The organism is Polynucleobacter sp. MWH-UH23A, from assembly GCF_040409805.1.
Taxonomy (GTDB): Bacteria; Pseudomonadota; Gammaproteobacteria; order Burkholderiales; family Burkholderiaceae; genus Polynucleobacter.
On record NZ_CP099572.1, the window covers coordinates 160,361 to 177,981 of the forward strand.

A 17,621-nucleotide genomic window follows, 5' to 3' on the forward strand; every position below is an offset into this window, starting at 1 on the left:
TCAATCTATGTTGAATTTAGTTAACGTCTTCGCAAATCCCTCTGCAGTAGCAAATTCAGGTTATGAAGCCCCTCACCGCTTTTTAATTTTGGGATTGGGTGAGTCTGGTGTGGCGATGGCCAAATGGTGTTTGCGAAATGGTGCCGTTGTAAGGCTTGCAGATACGCGCGAACGCACGAATTTGTCAGAGCGTCAATTGGCTTGGCTTGCAGAGCTCGAGTTTACAGGTTTGAAAGAGGCTTGCTTTGGGCCATTGAGCGATGACTTACTTAATGATATTGACGTTATCGGCATTAGCCCTGGCCTCTCACCACTTCAAGAGCCAACAGAATCATTTTTAGTAAAAGCCCGTAAAGCCAGGGTGGATGTTTGGAGTGAGATCGAATTTTTTGCTCGAGCTATTGCCGCAATGGAGCGCATTGCGCTAGAAAAACAATCCACTTATGCAACTTCAGTGCTAGCTATTACTGGCACCAATGGAAAGACAACAACAACTGCACTAACCGGCCAGTTATGTGAGCGTGCTGGCAAGAAAGTGGCTGTTGCTGGAAATATTAGCCCAGCAGCACTTGATAAGTTAATGGCGTGCTTGGATGCTGCTGATCAAATTGAAGATATGCCTGATATTTGGGTATTAGAGCTCTCTAGCTTCCAGTTGGTTTATACGGATTCTCTAAATGCAACTGCAGCAACGGTACTGAATATTACCCAAGACCACTTGGATTGGCATGGAAACATGTCTTCATATGCACAAGCTAAAGCTAAAATATTCGGCAAAAATACGGTTTGTGTTTTGAATCGAGATGATTCACTCGTTATGAGTTTGCTCTCTGATGAGCAAAAATCTGAAAGAGCAGTCGTTACGTTTGGATCAAATAGTCCAGACGAGCAAGGCGCCTTTGGCATTGAGCATGACCTACGTGCTGGTGGAATTGATTGGTTAGTTTGGGCTGAGGTGGACGAAGATGTCGAGCCTCAGCCAAAACGTCGCCGTAAGTCTGCTACTGTAGAAGAAGAGCCTTTACGTTTAAAGCGTTTGATTCCTGCAGATGCATTGCGTATACGCGGTCGCCATAATGCATTAAATGCTTTGGCTGCACTCGCGCTAGCACGTGCAGCAAATTTACCCTTAAATGTTTTGTTGCATGGTTTACGTGATTACCATGGTGAACCTCATCGTGTTCAAAGTGTTGCAGTTGTAAATGATGTTGAGTATGTTGATGACAGCAAGGGAACAAATGTTGGTGCAACCGTAGCTGCTCTGAATGGTTTAGGTAGCAATGAAGCTGGTAAGCGAATTTGGTTGATCGCTGGCGGCGAAGGAAAAGGGCAAGACTTTAGTCCTTTGCGCGAACCAGCTCTTCGGTTCGTAAAAGGCGTATTTCTGATTGGCAAAGATGGCGAAAAGATTGCACAAGCGATTGGTGAAGATATTCCTTGTGTCATCAGCGGTGATTTGCCTGCGGCCGTAAGCGCTGCTGCGTCTCAAGCAGTGACAGGTGACTTAGTTCTTCTCTCCCCTGCGTGTGCAAGCCTAGATCAGTTTCGTGACTATGTAGAGCGCGCTCAGGTTTTTGTATCTGAAGTTGAGGAGTTGGGGATGCGTTTTGAAGGGGCTCAGGCATGAGCCTAAAAGAAAAACTGTTTCCTCAAAACCGTCTTGGTTTGGATCGTTTCTGGAATTTTTCTAGGGGCGGAATTGATAATTTCCGTACCGGTTTGCGCGATGCTGTTTCTGGGGTTGAACAAACGCGTTCACGCATGATGGAGTATGACCAGTTGCTTGTTTGGGCTGTTTTATCGCTGATGCTGATTGGCCTAGTTATGGTGTATTCGGCTTCGATTACCTTGGCTGATGGCCCTAAGTATGCGAACTACAGTAGTAATTACTTTTTAATTCGCCATTTGATTTCTCTAACAATTGCTATTGGCGTTGGAATTTGGGTATTCAAGATCCCTAGCAAAGTGTGGGATCGTTATTCCCCAGTGATTTTTGGCTTCACAGTCATTTTGTTGATCATCGTATTAATTCCTGGCATTGGCAAAGGAGTTAATGGGGCAAGGCGTTGGATTCCATTGGGAATTATGAATTTCCAACCTTCTGAGTTAATGAAATTCGCTGCAGTGATTTTTGCAGCAAGCTATACAGTGCAGCGTCAAGAGTATTTACATTCCTTTTCAAAAGGGATGTTGCCCATGGGTATCGCTGTTGCTCTTGTTGGTGGTCTATTAATGAAAGAGCCCGACATGGGTGCTTTCGTGGTGGTGGCATTAATTGCGTTTGGCATTTTGTTCTTAGGCGGAATCAACGCAAAGTTATTCGGCGGCTTGATTGTGGTTGGCTTGCTTAGTGGGGCCGCCATGATTGCTCTTTCACCTTTCAGGCGTGGCCGTATGTTGGCCTTTATGGATCCTTGGCAGGTGGATAACGCTGCAAACAAGGGTTACCAATTAACACATTCCTTAATGGCATTTGGACGGGGTGAGTGGTTTGGTACTGGACTTGGCGGCAGTGTAGAAAAACTACATTACCTTCCTGAGGCACATACCGACTTCATCATGGCTGTAATTGGTGAAGAGCTTGGCTTTGTTGGCGTGGTTGTCATGATCTTCTTGTTCTATTGGATCGTGCGTCGCGCATTCATGATTGGACGTACTGCTTTGCAATTGGATCGAAGCTTTGCAGGTCTTGCTGCTAAAGGTGTCGCAATTTGGATCGGTTGGCAAGCATTTATCAATATGGGCGTGAATTTAGGATTACTGCCAACAAAAGGTCTGACATTGCCATTAGTAAGTTATGGTGGCTCAGGTATTTTGATGAATGCGGTTGCGATAGCAATGCTATTACGTATTGATTATGAAAATCGCATTTTGATGCGTGGAGGGAAGCTGTGACAAGACCCTCAATATTGGTGATGGCTGGTGGTACTGGTGGGCATATTTTCCCTGGGTTGGCTGTCGCCGAGTATTTGCGAATTTGTGGTTGGAACGTTTCGTGGTTAGGCAATCAAAAGGGTATGGAATACCGCTTGGTTCAATCTTGTGATTTTCCTTTTGAGGCGGTGGAGTTTGGTGGTTTACGTGGTAAGGGTATTAAGGCCAAACTGATGCTTCCAATTAATCTAGCGCGCGCTTGTTATCAAAGTTGGAACATCATGCGTCGTCTCAAGCCAAATGTTGTATTGGGTATGGGTGGATACATTACCTTCCCAGGCGGTCTAGTAAGTAAGCTCTTGAAGCGTCCATTGGTATTACATGAAGCCAATTCTGTAGCGGGTAGCGCAAATCGTGCGTTGGCTAAGATTGCGATGCGTACTTTAACTGGCTTTCCAAATGCGATGGACAAAGCGGAGTGGGTTGGCAATCCTATTCGGCAAGAGTTTGACAATGTGCCAGCGCCAGCCTTGCGCTACGAGCAGCGTCAAGGACCACTTTCAATTTTGGTAGTCGGTGGTAGTTTGGGTGCAGCGGCACTCAATGAAAATATCCCTGCGGCTTTGGCTCTGATTCCAAAAGAGTTACGCCCTCAAGTGATTCATCAAGCAGGCGATAAACATCTGGCGGATTTGCAGGCCCGGTATGCTGAGTATGGTGTAGAGGCTGATATTCGTCCCTTTATTGACGATATGCCAAGTGCATATGCACAGGCTGATTTAGTTATTTGTCGATCTGGCGCAATGACAGTCTCCGAACTAGCAGCTTGTGGGGTTGCCTCTTGCCTGATTCCATTCCCACATGCGATTGATGATCATCAAACGGCGAATGCTCGATTTTTATCGGGCGCAAACGCAGCTGTTCTCTTGCCACAAAAACAATTAAACCCTCAGGATTTAGCTGCAATGATTCAAAGCTTGCAACGCGAGGATCTTAAAGAGATGGCGGTGCGTGCTCACGCATTGGCTAAGCCACATGCAACTCAGCGTGTTGCTGAAGTGTGTGCTGATTGTGCGGGAGTAGCTATATGAAACACATTGTTCAGCAAATTCACTTTATTGGAATTGGTGGCGCCGGCATGAGTGGTATCGCCGAGGTGCTACTCAATCTTGGCTACCAGGTCTCAGGATCTGATTTGGCGGAAAGTCCGACAACAAAGCGTTTGAGAGACTTGGGTGCGGTCATTCAGATTGGTCACGATCCAAAAAATGTGGGTACTGCGGAAGCTGTTGTCATTTCAACTGCAGTAGCAGGCAACAACCCAGAAGTATTGGCTGCTCGAGCTGCCAAGATTCCAGTGATTCAACGCGCTGTGATGTTGGGCGAGTTAATGCGCTTAAAACAGGGCATTGCAATTGCTGGTACTCATGGAAAAACCACAACTACAAGCTTGGTTGCATCTGTACTTGCAGAAGGTGGCTTGGATCCCACATTTGTGATTGGTGGAAAGTTAAATTCTGCTGGCGCCAATGCGCGTTTAGGTCAAGGCGACTTTATTGTGGTTGAGGCAGACGAGTCAGATGCATCTTTCTTGCAGTTATTTCCCGCTATGGAAGTAGTGACCAATATTGATGCTGATCATATGGATACTTATCAGCACGACATGGCGAGGTTGAAGCAAGCTTTTGTGCAGTTTATTCAGCGGATGCCATTTTATGGCGTAGCTGTATTGTGTATTGATGATGCGAATGTGCGCGACATTATTCCATTTGTCTCGCAACCAGTGCTGCGTTATGGCTTATCTGAAGATGCAGACATTCGCGCAAGCAATGTACGTGCTGATGGTACACGGATGCACTTCACAGTAGAACGTCGTACAGTGCGTCGTCATGGCAATAAGCCAGGCCCGCTCAATGTAACCTTGAATCTTCCTGGTTTGCATAATGTTCGCAACGCTTTGGCTGCTATTGGTATTGCAACCGAGTTGGGCGTTGGTGATGAAGCTATTACAAAAGCATTATCTGAGTTTGGAGGCGTTGGTCGTCGATTCCAAAGACATGGCGATGTTTCTTTGGCTTCCGGTGGCAGCTTCACATTGATTGATGATTACGGCCATCACCCCGTAGAAATGTCTGCAACATTAGCGGCAGCACGTGGCGCATATCCAAATCGCCGCTTAGTGTTGGCGTTTCAGCCTCATCGCTTTACAAGAACGCGCGATTGCTTTGGCGAGTTCGTTCAGGTGCTCAAAAATTTTGATGCCTTGGTATTAACCGAAGTATATCCAGCTGGTGAAGCAAAAATTCCGGGCGCAGATGGTAAGAGTTTGATGAAAGCCGCCATGGCGGAAGATAAATCTAGCAAATCCCTTCTGCAATCTGGTGAGGTGGTATTTGCAGCTAGCGTTACCGAGATGCCAGAAAAACTGAGTCAGATATTAAAAGATGGAGATGTATTGATTACGATGGGCGCTGGTTCCATATCTGCTTTGCCACATACCTTAGTGGAGGCAAAGCATGGCTAAGGGCACTATTAGTTTGTGGGGTGATCGTGTGAAATCCCAATTAGCCAACATGAACGTTGAGTCCCTTGGTCGGGTTGGAGTTTTACTTGGCGGTCGCTCTGGCGAGCGTGAAATTTCTTTGATGTCAGGTAATGGGGTATTGCAGGCGCTAATCTCAAAAGGAGTTGATGCGCATGCATTTGACACTGGCCTGCGCAATCTCACCGACTTAGCAAATGAGAAATTTGATCGTGTCTTTATTTCTTTGCATGGTCGTTACGGTGAAGATGGAACGATCCAGGGTTTATTGGAATTACTTGAACTGCCGTATACCGGTAGTGGAGTGCTAGCCTCTGCCTTAGCAATCGATAAGATTGCTACTAAGCAAATCTGGATCAGTAATGGATTATCTACACCAGAGTTTGAAGAGTTGACTGCAAATAGTGATTGGAATGCAGTTGCTAAGCATCTTGGTTTACCTCTAATTGTGAAGCCTGCCCACGAGGGATCTTCCTTGGGGCTGACCAAGGTGAAATCTGTGGCAGAACTTCCTGCAGCATATGAGTTGGCTGCGAGTTTGGATACCAAGGTTGTGGCTGAGACATGTATTGTTGGCGATGAACTAACTTGTCCACTAGTTGGTCAGGGTGAAAGCGCCGAAGCTTTACCTGTTATCAAAATTATTCCACCGCAAGCCAATTACGATTTTCATAACAAGTATTTTTCCGATGAAACCCAATACTTGTGCCCTACTGGGCTCTCGGACGAAGTGAATGAAAGTGTTCAAGCGCTTGCCTTGGCTGCCTATAAAGCTTTGGGTTGTCGCACTTGGGGTCGAGCAGATGTGATGCTGGATCAAAAGACCGGCAAACCCTACTTGCTAGAAATGAATACTTCACCAGGCATGACTTCTCATTCATTAGTGCCTATGGCTGCAAAGGCAGCAGGCGTCGAGTATGCCGATCTAGTACTTTGGCTATTACTTCAGACGATGCAGAAAAAAGAGGGTGGCAGTGCATGAGTAATTTCATGGACCGGTTCGGCGAAATTTTCGCCATGTTGATGTCTCCGCTCTGGAATCATTCCGATCGGATGCAGAAGATTAGCCGTTTCTTAATGCGTTGCTTTTTAGTGATGGTGGTGATTGGTTTATTGGTTTGGTTGGGTCAGCGCCCAGTATTTGCGCTTAAGCAGATTCAGATTGAGCCTGTTGCTGGTCAAACCTTAAAGCATATTAATAAGGCGATGGTAAAGCGCCAGGTTGCTGAGACGGTGCAAGGTAACTTTTTTAGCGTTCGCTTAGAAGATGTGAAGCGTGGGTTTGAGAGTATGCCTTGGGTTCGTCATGCCAATGTTCGTCGGGTTTGGCCAAACGGATTGATTGTGAGTATTGAAGAGCAGCAAGCCTTTGGTACATGGGATGGCTCAGACAGTAATACCTTGATTAATAAATATGGCGAGCTTTTCGCGGGCCGCGTTTCTGAGATTGGTGATGGTGTTCGACTCATTGATTTTCATGGGCCAGATGATGCTGGCAAGGAGGTCATGAGTCTTTACGAAAAAGCCAATAACTGGTTTAAGCCATGGGGCGCCGAAGTAACGAGCTTGGCATTGACTGAACGTTACGCCTGGCACATCAAGCTTTCAAACGGTATGAAAGTGGAGTTTGGTCGCGACGAAGAAAGCTCCGATAAAAATTTGACGGAAGAGCGTGTTGCTCGCCTATTTAAATATTGGCCACAGGTGCAGGAGAAATGGGCAAACCGAATTGATGCTGTGGATTTACGTTATGCAAATGGTTTTGCAGTTCATCTTGCCTCTGCAAGTTTGAAAAAGAACGATGTTGATGGCAAGAAAAGTGAGCTGAAGCAATGAAGGTAATGAAGGAATTGGAATGAGTAAAGACAATCGCGATTTGTTGGTTGGTTTAGATATTGGAACCTCCAAGGTGGTTGCCTTGGTCGCTGAATTAGCGCCAGATGGACAATTTAACGTTGTAGGTGTTGGTCAAACAGCTTCAAAAGGCTTGAAGAAGGGTGTAGTTGTCAATATTGAGGCAACTGTTCAATCTATTCAGAAGGCTTTAGAAGAGGCAGAGATCATGGCTGATCGCCAGATCGTTCAAGTCTTCACCGGAATTGCTGGTAATCACATTGTGAGCTTTAACTCCAGCGGCATGGTGGCTATTCGCGACAAAGAAGTTAGCGCTGGTGACGTGGAGCGTGTACTTGAGACTGCTAAAGCAATCAATATTCCAACCGATCAACAGATTCTGCATATTCTGGTTCAAGAATTCATCATCGATGGGCAAGAGGACGTTCGTGAGCCAATTGGTATGAGTGGTTTGCGACTCGAAGTGAAGGTACATATTGTTACTGGTGCAGTAAGTGCCGCTCAAAATATTGTGAAGTGCGTACGCCGTTGTGGACTAGAAGTAAATGATCTAATTCTGCAGCCCTTGGCATCAAGCTTAGCGGTGTTAACCGAAGATGAAAAAGAGCTTGGTGTTGTATTGGTTGATATCGGTGGCGGCACAACAGATATTGCAATCTATTGCCAGGGATCGATTCGTCACACGGCAGTAATTCCTATTGCGGGAGATCAGATTACTAATGACATTGCAATGGCATTGCGAACCCCAACGATCGATGCTGAGGATCTGAAAATCGCACACGGTATTGCGCGTCAAGAGATGGCTGATCCAGCGGCGATGATCGATGTTCCCGGTGTAGGTGATCGTGAGCCACGTCCAATGTCCAAGCAGGCATTGGCAGCAGTCATTGAGCCGCGCGTGGAAGAGTTGTTTACTTTGGTAAGGGGTGTTGTGCGTGACTCTGGCTATGAGGATATGGTTTCTTCAGGAATTGTGCTAACTGGTGGTACAGCATTAATGCCAGGCATGGTGGAGTTAGCAGAGCAGGTGTTCTTAAGGCCTGCCCGTATAGGTACGCCTGAATATCGTGGCCATTTACATGAAGTCTTACGCAGCCCACGCTTTGCCACAAGTATTGGATTGTTGATGGAAGGCCAAGCTCAAGTATTGCGTGGTCGTCGAGTATCTCAATCAGGCGCGTTGCAAGGAGTGATCGCGCGCATGAAGGAATGGTTTGCAGGAAATTTTTAAGTTGTTTTTCGTCGTCGTCAATGTAGTACGTTTTTTACCTAGGAGGGTATATGGAATTTGAAATGTTAGATCAAGAAGTTGCTGGCAAAACCATTATTAAAGTGGTTGGCGTTGGCGGGGCTGGTGGTAATGCAGTCCAACACATGATCCGTCGCGGAGTAAATGGCGTAGAGTTCATTTGCATGAACACCGATGCTGGCGCGTTACAGCGTTCTGAAGCATCTGTGAATTTGCAACTGGGCTCTAGCGGATTAGGTGCTGGTGCAAAACCAGAAATTGGCGCAGCAGCAGCTGAAGAAGCCCGTGCTCGTATTGCAGACGTATTGCAAGGCGCACATATGGTATTCATTACTGCTGGTATGGGTGGTGGCACAGGTACTGGTGCCGCCCCAATCGTTGCTCAAGTGGCAAAAGAAATGGGCATTTTGACAGTTGGTGTCATTAGCAAGCCATTTGATTTTGAGGGCGTAAAGCGTTTGAAAGTTGCAGAAAACGGCGCTACCGAACTCGAATCATATGTAGATTCATTAATTGTTGTCCTCAATGAAAAACTATTCGAAGTAATGGGTGAAGATGCTGAGTTTGACAAGGCTTTCGCTTGCGCTGATGATGTTTTGCATAATGCAGTTTCTGGCATCGCAGAAATTATTAACGTTCAAGGTTTGATTAACGTAGACTTTGAAGACGTTAAGACTGTTATGGGCGAACAAGGCAAAGCCATGATGGGAACGGCAACTGTTTCTGGTATGGATCGTGCCCGTTTAGCTGCCGAGGCTGCAGTTGCTTCACCATTGCTAGAGGGTGTAGATTTGTCTGGTGCGCGTGGCGTATTGGTAAATATCACTGCAAGCCGTTCGTTGAAGTTGTCTGAAACCCGTGAAGTCATGGCTGCTATTCGTGGTTACGCCGCTGATGATGCAACTGTGATCTTCGGAACGGTATATGATGATAGTCTCGGCGATGCTTTGCGCGTAACTGTAGTTGCAACTGGTTTAAACAACCCACAAGCTCGTCAAAGCAATCAACCAGAAGTTGTTTGGAGACAAGCTACTGGTACTCATGATGCAATTCCAACAATGGCAGACCTCAATAGCTTTGCGCCTGCAAGTGCTTCTGCAGCAATCAGTAAGATTGGTCTAGATTCTGCATTAAGCACTAGTGCAGGAGTGGCGATGACTGGTTCTGCTGGTGCGCCAGCAATGGCAGCCCAGCCGACATCGACTAGTGCGGTTGATTACAGTCAGTATGATTTGCCACGGGTTTTTCGTAGCTCTCGTGAAGCAACTCCTGCGCCGACATTAGGTGCAGATAGCTCTCCGCAAGCGAAGACCTTATTGGACAAAGGGGCTGATTACTATGAAATCCCTGCGTTTTTGCGTAAGCAAGCAGATTAACTGACTGCTCAATACAATAGGTAATTGCAAGATGCCAGCGCAGCGCCCCTCCGGACGACGAATCCTGCGCTTGCGTTGGCACGTTAACTGACAATTACTTATTGGAGACACCATGATTGCTATTGGACAAAAATTACCAAATGCCACCCTTTATGAGTTTTTTAATGAAGAGACTGAGGGATGTGCATTAGGGCCAAATGCATTTGAAGTTGAAAAAATTGCCGCTGGCAAAAAAATTGTGATTTTTGGGTTACCTGGTGCGTTTACTCCAACATGTTCTGCCAAACATGTTCCAGGATATGTTGAGAATTACGATGCGATTAAGGCTAAAGGCGTAGATGAAATTTGGTGTATTTCCGTGAATGATCCATTCGTAATGGGCGCATGGGGACGCGACCAAAAAGTAGGAAAGAAAGTTCGCATGCTAGGTGACGGCAGTGCCGAGTTCACTAAAAAATTAGGCTTAGAGTTGGATTTAACAGCTCGGGGTTTGGGTGTTCGATCAGATCGTTACGCCATGATTGTTGAAGATGGCGTAGTGAAATCTTTAGATCGTGAAGCGCCTGGAAAATTTGAAGTAAGTGATGCTGCTTCCATATTGAAGAAGCTGTAATTTTTAATCTATATCCCCTGAATTTAGAAAAGCGATCATGATGAAGCAAAGAACCATAGCCTCTCCGGTGAAAACCGTGGGAATTGGTTTGCACTCTGGTCGTAAGGTGACGATTGTCATTAAGCCTGCACCAGTAAATTCAGGGGTTCAATTTGTTCGCGTGGATACCGAGCAGCAATCCACTGTGCCTGCAACTGCTTTGGCTGTTTGCGACACACGTTTGGCATCGGTTATTCAGAAGGATGGCGTTCGAGTATCTACGGTTGAGCACCTGCTTTCAGCTTGTGCAGGCTTAGGTTTGGATAATTTGTTTATCGAGCTTGATGGTGAAGAGGTTCCCATCATGGATGGTAGTGCCGCTTCTTTTCTGTTCTTAATTGAATCAGCTGGAATCGTTGAGCAGGATGCTCCACGCCAGTTTGTAGTGATTAAGAAACCAGTTGAAGTTCGTGAAGGTGATAAGCTTGCGCGCCTTGAGCCTTTCTTCGGGTTTAAGTTAGATTTCACGATTGATTTCAAACACCCTGCTGTAGATAAAACTGGTCAGCGATTTGTAGTGGACTTTGCAGAGCATGCCTATCGTAGTGAAATTGGGCGCGCTCGTACATTTGGATTTGCACACGAAGTAGAAGCCCTCAGAGAAATGGGCTTGGCTCGCGGTGGCAGTTTAGATAACGCAATCGTGCTTGATGAGCATCGTATTTTGAATAACGAAGAGCTTCGCTACGAAGATGAGTTTGTGCGTCATAAAATTTTGGACGCAATTGGCGATTTGTATTTAGTTGGCCACCCTATCGTGGGCGCTTACGTTGCCGAAAAGTCAGGACATGCATTAAATAACGCACTGTTACGCAAGCTCTTGGAAGATCCAAGCGCTTACGAAATTAGTACTTTTGCAGAAAATAAGGCGCCTGCCGCCTATTCTCAAGAAAATCAGCCCCTCTTTTTCTAGGGACATTTTTCCTTATTTCGGTTTATGCCGAAGTAATCTTTCTACCGTTTTTCGTAGTTCTGAATCGGGCGCAAGTTTTTGCAGTAAATCTTCCCAAGATTTTTTAGCAACCTCATTAAACCCTCGTGCACTCCCGCTAGCTGGGGCGTTTTCTCGAGGTTTTATTTCCCACTGGGCTGATGCAGGTTTTATTTTGATCTGAATTGCGGTGCATTGGACACCTAATTTCTGTAACTCGTTGATTATGCTGGGTAAATTCTGCTGTAATCGATTCGCAATACTAGCGTTATTCACCAGTAGAAAAAGCGCATTTTCTTTGTTTGAGCTCCATCCTGGTTCAATTTTGGAGCTGAGGTGCTCGAGATCTAACTTTGCCAATGCTTGCTCAAGGGTGAGTTTGAGCTTCACAAGACCTTCGGTTTTAGCCAGAATCCCTCCTAAACCATTGGATTCGCGTAGGTAATCAACCCATTCGTGGGCCGTCTGCTTGCGGGAAGGTTTACGAGCAAAGTTCATAAAAAATGGGGTTCGGATGATAAACTCAAGGTCTTCATTTTCTTCAATATCCCATGGTAATCGGTCTTCTTAAAACCCTGGTCGGCAGTCGTAACGACCGCCTATTAAAACAGTATCGCAAAGTCGTTGCCAAAGTAGCCGCTTTTGAGCCTGGCCTTAAGGCTTTGGACGATGCTGCACTTGCGGCCAAAACAGATGAATTCAAATCTCGTTTGGCTGCTGGCGAGTCTTTGGATGACATTGCACCAGAGGCTTTCGCTGTTGTGCGTGAAGCTAGTGTACGTGTGATGAAGATGCGCCACTTTGATGCTCAGCTCATGGGTGGTCTTGCGCTTCACCAAGGCAAGATTGCTGAAATGGGAACAGGTGAAGGTAAAACTTTAACTGCCACTCTCCCTGTTTACTTAAATGCACTCACCGGTAAAGGTGTGCATGTTGTTACGGTGAATGATTACTTGGCGCAACGTGACGCTGAGTGGATGTCGACTTTGTATAACTTCTTGGGTATGAAAGTTGGTGTGAATCTATCGCAGATGGATCATAAGACCAAGCAAGAAGCATATGCGGCCGATATTACTTACGGTACGAATAATGAATTCGGTTTTGATTATTTGCGCGATAACATGGTGCAAGACCTGGGTCAGCGTGTTCAACGTGGCTTGGCATATGCAATCGTTGATGAAGTTGATTCGATCTTGATCGACGAAGCGCGTACCCCATTAATTATTTCTGGTCAGGCGGATGATCACACTGATCTGTATATCAAGATTAATAAACTACCCGCCTATTTAGAGCGTCAAATTGGCGAAGAAAAGGCTGATGGTACTGGCGTTGAGAAGCCAGGTGATTATTGGGTAGATGAGAAGTCCCAGCAGGTTTACTTGACTGAGCAAGGTCATGAAAAAGCTGAGCAGGTGTTGGTACAAATCGGCGCTTTGAATGATGGCGATTCTTTATACGCACCTCAGAATATTACTTTGATGCACCACGTTTATGCTGCTTTGCGTGCACATACTTTGTATAACCGCGATCAACACTACGTTGTTCAAAATAACGAAGTTATTATTGTTGACGAGTTTACTGGTCGTCTCATGCAAGGTCGTCGTTGGTCAGATGGCTTGCATCAAGCAGTGGAGGCCAAAGAAGGTGTGCCGATTCAGAATGAGAATCAGACTCTAGCGACAATTACCTTCCAAAATTATTTCCGGATGTATGGCAAGTTGGCCGGTATGACTGGTACAGCCGATACAGAAGCTTATGAATTCAAGGAAATTTATAACCTTGAAACAGTCGTTATTCCTCCGAATCGTATTAGTCAGCGCAAAGATCGCCAAGACCAAATTTACAAGTCTTCGCGTGAGCGTTATGACGCTGTTATTAAAGACATTGAGGATTGTTATCAGCGTGGTCAGCCAGTATTGGTTGGTACAACCTCAATCGAAAACTCAGAATTAATTGCTGGCTTATTGGATAAGCGCAAGTTGCCACACCAAGTACTGAATGCGAAGCAACATGCTCGTGAGGCAGAGATCATTGCACAAGCAGGTCGTCCAAAGATGATCACGATTGCAACCAATATGGCTGGTCGTGGTACCGATATCGTCTTGGGTGGCAATGTTGGTAAGCAATCCGCCCTAATTGAGGCCGATACTTCCCTCTCCGATGCTGAAAAAGCTGCCAAGGTCAAGCAATTGCAAGATGAGTGGCAAAGCATTCATGATCAAGTTTTAGCTGCTGGCGGTTTGCATATTATTGGTACTGAGCGCCATGAGAGCCGCCGTATTGATAATCAGCTTAGAGGCCGTTCAGGACGTCAAGGCGATCCAGGCTCATCGCGCTTCTATCTCTCGCTAGATGATCCATTGCTTCGTATCTTTGCAGGAGATCGTTTGCGCGCAGTGATGGAGCGTTTGAAGATGCCTGATGGTGAGCCAATTGAAGCGGGTATGGTGACTCGTTCGATTGAATCCGCTCAACGCAAGGTTGAGGGTCGCAACTTCGATATACGTAAGCAGTTGCTCGAGTATGACGACGTTGCAAATGATCAGCGTAAAGAAACCTATCGCCTCAGAAATGAAGTACTCGAAAGTGCTGATGTAGGTGAACTCATCGCTAATTTGCGTGAGGATGTTCTCCGTTCTGTCTGCTCTTACTATGTTCCAGCTGAGTCAATGGAAGAGCAGTGGGATTTATCAGGCTTGGAAAATGTTCTAGCAAGCGAGTGGGGTTTAACGGTCGATCTGCAGAAATGGGTTGAGGGTGAGGAAAGCGTTGACGATTCTGAAATCGTTGAGCGCGTGTTGCAAGCGGCTAAGGATTCGTATGACGCAAAAGTCGATCTCGTTGGCCGTGAGTCATTTGCTGGTTTTGAGCGTTCTGTTCTTCTCTACAGTCTTGATACCCATTGGCGCGAGCATTTGGCTGCTTTAGATCATTTGCGCCAAGGTATTCATTTGCGAGGCTATGCCCAGAAGGATCCGAAGCAAGAATATCGTCGTGAGGCATTCGAACTATATGGCGAGCTCTTGAATGTCATCAAGAACGACGTCGTTAAAAGTATCATGACCGTGCAAATTCGGAGCGCAAGTGAGTTGGATCAAGCGTCTGAGTCTATGAACGAAGATTTGGCCAAACTCAAAGATCTTCAATATCAGCATGCTGATGCCGATAAGGAGGTGGCCGGTTCAACGGGTGATCGTGGTGCTTTAATTGATATTCAGCCGGCGCCTGTGCGCACTGGCCCGAAGATTGGCCGTAATGATCCGTGTAGCTGTGGCAGCGGTAAAAAATATAAGAACTGCTGCGGCGCCTTAGCTTAATCAGCTTATTTGCTTATTCATTGCAAGGCTCAGATTACTGAGCCTTTTTTCTTGGTGAAATCCCTAGTCATTTCATGCGACGATCATCGGTGATATCTGTCATGATTTGTAAGTTCTAAATTGATTTTTAGCTTGTTACATATTCATGATTAGGGGGCGCTATGGCCGTAACATTTACTCTCAATGGTAAAGCAGTTAATTTTGATGGAGACCCAGAAACTCCCATTCTTTGGGTTTTGCGGGATCACTTAGATGTCACCAGTCCTAAGTATGGTTGTGGTGCTGGGCTTTGTGGTGCTTGTACCGTTCACTTAGATGGTGCAGCGATTCGCTCATGTTCTACCCCAGTTTCAGTAGCTTCTGGCAAAAAGGTAACTACTTTAGAGGGCCTATCTCCAAAAGTAGGCAAAGCGCTTGCAGATGCTTGGACAGAATTCGATGTGCCGCAATGTGGTTATTGCCAAACGGGGCAAATGATGTCGGCAGCAGATTTATTAGCCAAAAACAAAAAGCCTAATAGTGATGAAATTAAGAATGCCATGGCCGGCAATATTTGTCGCTGCGGAACCTATTCCCGTATTGAGAAGGCAGTGAAACGCGCTGCTGATAAATTGGCTTAAGGGGGGGTAGATACATGAAAAATCATTCATTAACAAATTTAAGCCGTCGTCAATTTCTTCAACAAAGTGCTGCAGCTACTGGAGCATTCGTGATTGGAATGCATCTACCTGTTGCTAGCGAGGCTGCAACTGCCAGTACTACACCTGCTTTGGCAAATGCCTGGATTCAAATAACACCAAGCAATCAAATTACCCTGATTTGTGCTCGATCAGAAATGGGTCAGGATGTGTACACCTCATTACCTGCATTAGTTGCGGAAGAATTAAATCTTCCACTTTCCATGGTTAAAGTAGAAATTGCTGGTGTGGCTCCGATCTATGTCAATGCAATGTTGGGTGGCCAAATTACTGGCGGCTCGACTTCAGTGCGTGAAGCATTTGATAAGCTGAGAATAGCTGGCGCTGCAACTCGATCTGTCCTGGTTCAGGCTGCTGCGCAACGATGGAATGTTTCTGTATCAGACTGTAAAGCTTTGAACGGCAAGGTGATACACGCCAGTGGTAAGACGGCTACCTATGGTGAGTTGGCTGCAGATGCCGCTAAATTGCCTCTCCCAGAAAAGCCTGTCTTGAAATCCCCAGCTAATTTCATGGTGATCGGAAAAGAGACCATGCGTCGCCTGGATACACCTGCAAAAGTTGCGGGCAAGGCGGTCTACGGTATTGACGTCAAGATTCCAGGCATGGCAATTGCCTCTTTGGCGCAATGCCCTGTGATTGGCGGTACTCCGAAATCTTATGATGCATCGGCTGCGCTTAAGGTTTCTGGAGTTCTTAAGGTCGTGCAAATTTCTGATGGCGTTGCGGTATTGGCAAAAGATTTTTACGCTGCACGCAAGGGTAGAGATGCTTTAAAGATTAATTGGGATGAAGGTCCAAACGCTAGCTTAAATAACGCAACTATTCGCAAAGCTCTTGAAGCTGGATTGGCGAAAAAAGGCGCTGTGATTAAGACGGTTGGAGATGTGAATAAAGCTACTTCAGGTGGCAAATCAATCAGTGCACAATATTTCTTGCCGTACTTAGCGCACTCCACCATGGAGCCGGTTAACTGTTCTGCAGATGTTTCAAATGGCAAGTGCAGAATTATTGGGCCTATTCAGTTTCAGCAGGGTGGTCAAGCCGTTGCTGCGGCTGCAGCCGGCGTCAAGCCAGAAGATGTCACTATTGAAACCACTTTCTTGGGTGGTGGATTTGGCCGTAAGTTAGAGCTCGACTTTATTCGTCAAGCTGCAGAGATCTCAAAGGCAGCAGGCATGCCTGTAAAGATGCTCTGGACAAAAGAAGACGATATTACGCATGACTTCTATCGTCCAATGAGTATTCATCAGGTTGACGGAGTGATCGGTGCTAATGGCCAGCTCGAGTTGATGAAGGCAAAGATGGTTTCGCAGTCGGTGACCGCACGCGCATTCCCGGGCTTTGTAAAGGATGGCTTTGACCCCTTCATGGTTGAAGGCTCTAATAATCTGACTTATGACATTCCTAATCTTGAGTTGACTAATGTAATTGAGGGTACTGGTGTTCGAGTGGGATATTGGCGGTCAGTTAGTAATGCATTAAATGCTTTTGCAGTTGAAAGCTTTATTGATGAAGCCGCTAAAGCTGCCGGCAAGGATCCGGTCGCATTTCGCATGGCTTCATTAAATAAACATCCACGAGCAAAAGCAGTGCTTGATACCGCAGTGAAAAAGTCTGGCTATACCGCGGGTAGTAAACGATTTGGTGTGGCTCAAATGGAGTGTTATGACACTTATTCAGCATGCGTTGTTGAATTAGACACTGCATCGACGGATACCAAAGTGAAGAAAATTACCTTCGTATCTGATTGTGGACTCGTGGTTCACCCAGACCAAGCAAGGGCCCAGTTAACGGGTGGTGTGATCTACGGACTAGGCGCAGCTTTGGGTAATGCGATTACGATCGAAAATGGTCGTGTTCAGCAGACAAACTTCAATAACTATCCAAGTCTTCGACAAAATCAGGTTCCGACAATCGAAGTGCATTTAATTCCTAGCCAAGAAAAACCTGGCGGATTGGGTGAGGTTGGGGTTCCGCTGGTAGCTCCAGCTCTGGTTAACGCAATTGCGATGGCCACAGGCAAACGTATTCGCGAGTTGCCAGTAAAGGCTTGATTTAGGTAATCTGCAGCCAAGCAAGCAAAGCGCGCCAAATACGGCGCGCTTTGTTTTTAAGCCTCATCTAC

At 46.1% G+C, this 17,621-nt stretch carries 14 protein-coding genes; 13 read left to right on the plus strand and 1 reads right to left on the minus strand.

All coding sequences use genetic code 11. The features are described from left to right. Positions 1 to 7: 7 nt before the first annotated feature. The 10 genes from murD to lpxC all read left to right on the plus strand — a co-directional run bounded on the left by murD (position 8) and on the right by lpxC (position 11,460). Positions 8 to 1,627 (plus strand): UDP-N-acetylmuramoyl-L-alanine--D-glutamate ligase, encoded by a 1,620-nt coding sequence (gene murD, locus NHB35_RS00905; protein ID WP_353432492.1) that lies wholly within the window; start codon positions 8 to 10, stop codon positions 1,625 to 1,627. Further along, positions 1,624 to 2,895 carry a putative lipid II flippase FtsW gene (gene ftsW, locus NHB35_RS00910; protein ID WP_353432493.1) on the plus strand — a complete coding sequence of 424 codons (1,272 nt, stop codon included), beginning with the start codon at positions 1,624 to 1,626 and terminating at the stop codon, positions 2,893 to 2,895. Before murD ends, ftsW begins: the two co-directional genes overlap by 4 nt. Continuing rightward, entirely contained in the window at positions 2,892 to 3,965 is a 1,074-nt protein-coding gene (murG, locus tag NHB35_RS00915; protein ID WP_353432495.1) for an undecaprenyldiphospho-muramoylpentapeptide beta-N-acetylglucosaminyltransferase, read from the plus strand. Before ftsW ends, murG begins: the two co-directional genes overlap by 4 nt. Next, on the plus strand, positions 3,962 to 5,398 hold the full coding sequence (gene murC / locus NHB35_RS00920) for a UDP-N-acetylmuramate--L-alanine ligase (RefSeq protein WP_353432496.1): 1,437 nt from the start codon (positions 3,962 to 3,964) through the stop codon (positions 5,396 to 5,398). Before murG ends, murC begins: the two co-directional genes overlap by 4 nt. Continuing rightward, the gene (locus tag NHB35_RS00925) at positions 5,391 to 6,398 is read left to right on the plus strand and encodes a D-alanine--D-alanine ligase (protein ID WP_353432497.1); all 1,008 of its coding nucleotides are present in this window, start codon (positions 5,391 to 5,393) and stop codon (positions 6,396 to 6,398) included. Before murC ends, NHB35_RS00925 begins: the two co-directional genes overlap by 8 nt. Further along, positions 6,395 to 7,252, plus strand: a complete 858-nt coding sequence (locus tag NHB35_RS00930) for a cell division protein FtsQ/DivIB (protein WP_353432498.1) — start codon at positions 6,395 to 6,397, stop codon at positions 7,250 to 7,252. The genes NHB35_RS00925 and NHB35_RS00930 overlap by 4 nt, the downstream gene beginning before the upstream one ends. 19 nt (positions 7,253 to 7,271) lie before the next feature. Further along, complete coding sequence (gene ftsA, locus NHB35_RS00935; protein ID WP_215390058.1) at positions 7,272 to 8,501, plus strand: cell division protein FtsA; 1,230 nt, start codon at positions 7,272 to 7,274, stop codon at positions 8,499 to 8,501. A gap of 50 nt (positions 8,502 to 8,551) precedes the next feature. Then, positions 8,552 to 9,895, plus strand: a complete 1,344-nt coding sequence (gene ftsZ, locus NHB35_RS00940) for a cell division protein FtsZ (protein ID WP_353432499.1) — start codon at positions 8,552 to 8,554, stop codon at positions 9,893 to 9,895. 112 nt (positions 9,896 to 10,007) lie between these two features. Continuing rightward, positions 10,008 to 10,508 carry a peroxiredoxin gene (locus NHB35_RS00945; protein WP_353432500.1) on the plus strand — a complete coding sequence of 167 codons (501 nt, stop codon included), beginning with the start codon at positions 10,008 to 10,010 and terminating at the stop codon, positions 10,506 to 10,508. A gap of 37 nt (positions 10,509 to 10,545) precedes the next feature. Next, positions 10,546 to 11,460 carry a UDP-3-O-acyl-N-acetylglucosamine deacetylase gene (gene lpxC, locus NHB35_RS00950; RefSeq protein WP_353432501.1) on the plus strand — a complete coding sequence of 305 codons (915 nt, stop codon included), beginning with the start codon at positions 10,546 to 10,548 and terminating at the stop codon, positions 11,458 to 11,460. Between the two features lie 12 nt (positions 11,461 to 11,472). Here lpxC and NHB35_RS00955 read toward each other — a convergent pair whose 3' ends face one another. Then, a complete protein-coding gene (locus NHB35_RS00955) occupies positions 11,473 to 11,976 on the minus strand; it encodes a hypothetical protein (RefSeq protein ID WP_353432502.1) in 504 nt (167 codons plus the stop codon). 53 nt (positions 11,977 to 12,029) lie between these two features. On the opposite strand from NHB35_RS00955, the gene secA reads away from it, so the two are divergent. From secA to NHB35_RS00970, 3 genes are all read left to right on the plus strand, one after another. Continuing rightward, on the plus strand, positions 12,030 to 14,795 hold the full coding sequence (gene secA, locus NHB35_RS00960; protein ID WP_353432503.1) for a preprotein translocase subunit SecA: 2,766 nt from the start codon (positions 12,030 to 12,032) through the stop codon (positions 14,793 to 14,795). Between the two features lie 161 nt (positions 14,796 to 14,956). Then, positions 14,957 to 15,415 carry a (2Fe-2S)-binding protein gene (locus NHB35_RS00965; RefSeq protein ID WP_353432504.1) on the plus strand — a complete coding sequence of 153 codons (459 nt, stop codon included), beginning with the start codon at positions 14,957 to 14,959 and terminating at the stop codon, positions 15,413 to 15,415. A 14-nt stretch (positions 15,416 to 15,429) separates the two neighbouring features. Continuing rightward, on the plus strand, positions 15,430 to 17,550 hold the full coding sequence (locus NHB35_RS00970; RefSeq protein WP_353432505.1) for a molybdopterin cofactor-binding domain-containing protein: 2,121 nt from the start codon (positions 15,430 to 15,432) through the stop codon (positions 17,548 to 17,550). Positions 17,551 to 17,621 lie beyond the last annotated feature (71 nt).

Excerpts from the sequence above, each read along its gene's own strand:
- murD (WP_353432492.1), top strand. The coding sequence starts at position 8 with ATGTTGAATTTAGTTAACGTCTTCGCAAATCCCTCTGCAGTAGCAAAT.
- ftsW (WP_353432493.1), top strand. The coding sequence starts at position 1,624 with ATGAGCCTAAAAGAAAAACTGTTTCCTCAAAACCGTCTTGGTTTGGAT.
- murC (WP_353432496.1), top strand. The coding sequence starts at position 3,962 with ATGAAACACATTGTTCAGCAAATTCACTTTATTGGAATTGGTGGCGCC.
- NHB35_RS00925 (WP_353432497.1), top strand. The coding sequence starts at position 5,391 with ATGGCTAAGGGCACTATTAGTTTGTGGGGTGATCGTGTGAAATCCCAA.
- NHB35_RS00930 (WP_353432498.1), top strand. The coding sequence starts at position 6,395 with ATGAGTAATTTCATGGACCGGTTCGGCGAAATTTTCGCCATGTTGATG.
- ftsA (WP_215390058.1), top strand. The coding sequence starts at position 7,272 with ATGAGTAAAGACAATCGCGATTTGTTGGTTGGTTTAGATATTGGAACC.
- ftsZ (WP_353432499.1), top strand. The coding sequence starts at position 8,552 with ATGGAATTTGAAATGTTAGATCAAGAAGTTGCTGGCAAAACCATTATT.
- NHB35_RS00945 (WP_353432500.1), top strand. The coding sequence starts at position 10,008 with ATGATTGCTATTGGACAAAAATTACCAAATGCCACCCTTTATGAGTTT.
- lpxC (WP_353432501.1), top strand. The coding sequence starts at position 10,546 with ATGATGAAGCAAAGAACCATAGCCTCTCCGGTGAAAACCGTGGGAATT.
- NHB35_RS00955 (WP_353432502.1), bottom strand. The coding sequence starts at position 11,976 with ATGAACTTTGCTCGTAAACCTTCCCGCAAGCAGACGGCCCACGAATGG.
- secA (WP_353432503.1), top strand. The coding sequence starts at position 12,030 with ATGGTAATCGGTCTTCTTAAAACCCTGGTCGGCAGTCGTAACGACCGC.
- NHB35_RS00965 (WP_353432504.1), top strand. The coding sequence starts at position 14,957 with ATGGCCGTAACATTTACTCTCAATGGTAAAGCAGTTAATTTTGATGGA.
- NHB35_RS00970 (WP_353432505.1), top strand. The coding sequence starts at position 15,430 with ATGAAAAATCATTCATTAACAAATTTAAGCCGTCGTCAATTTCTTCAA.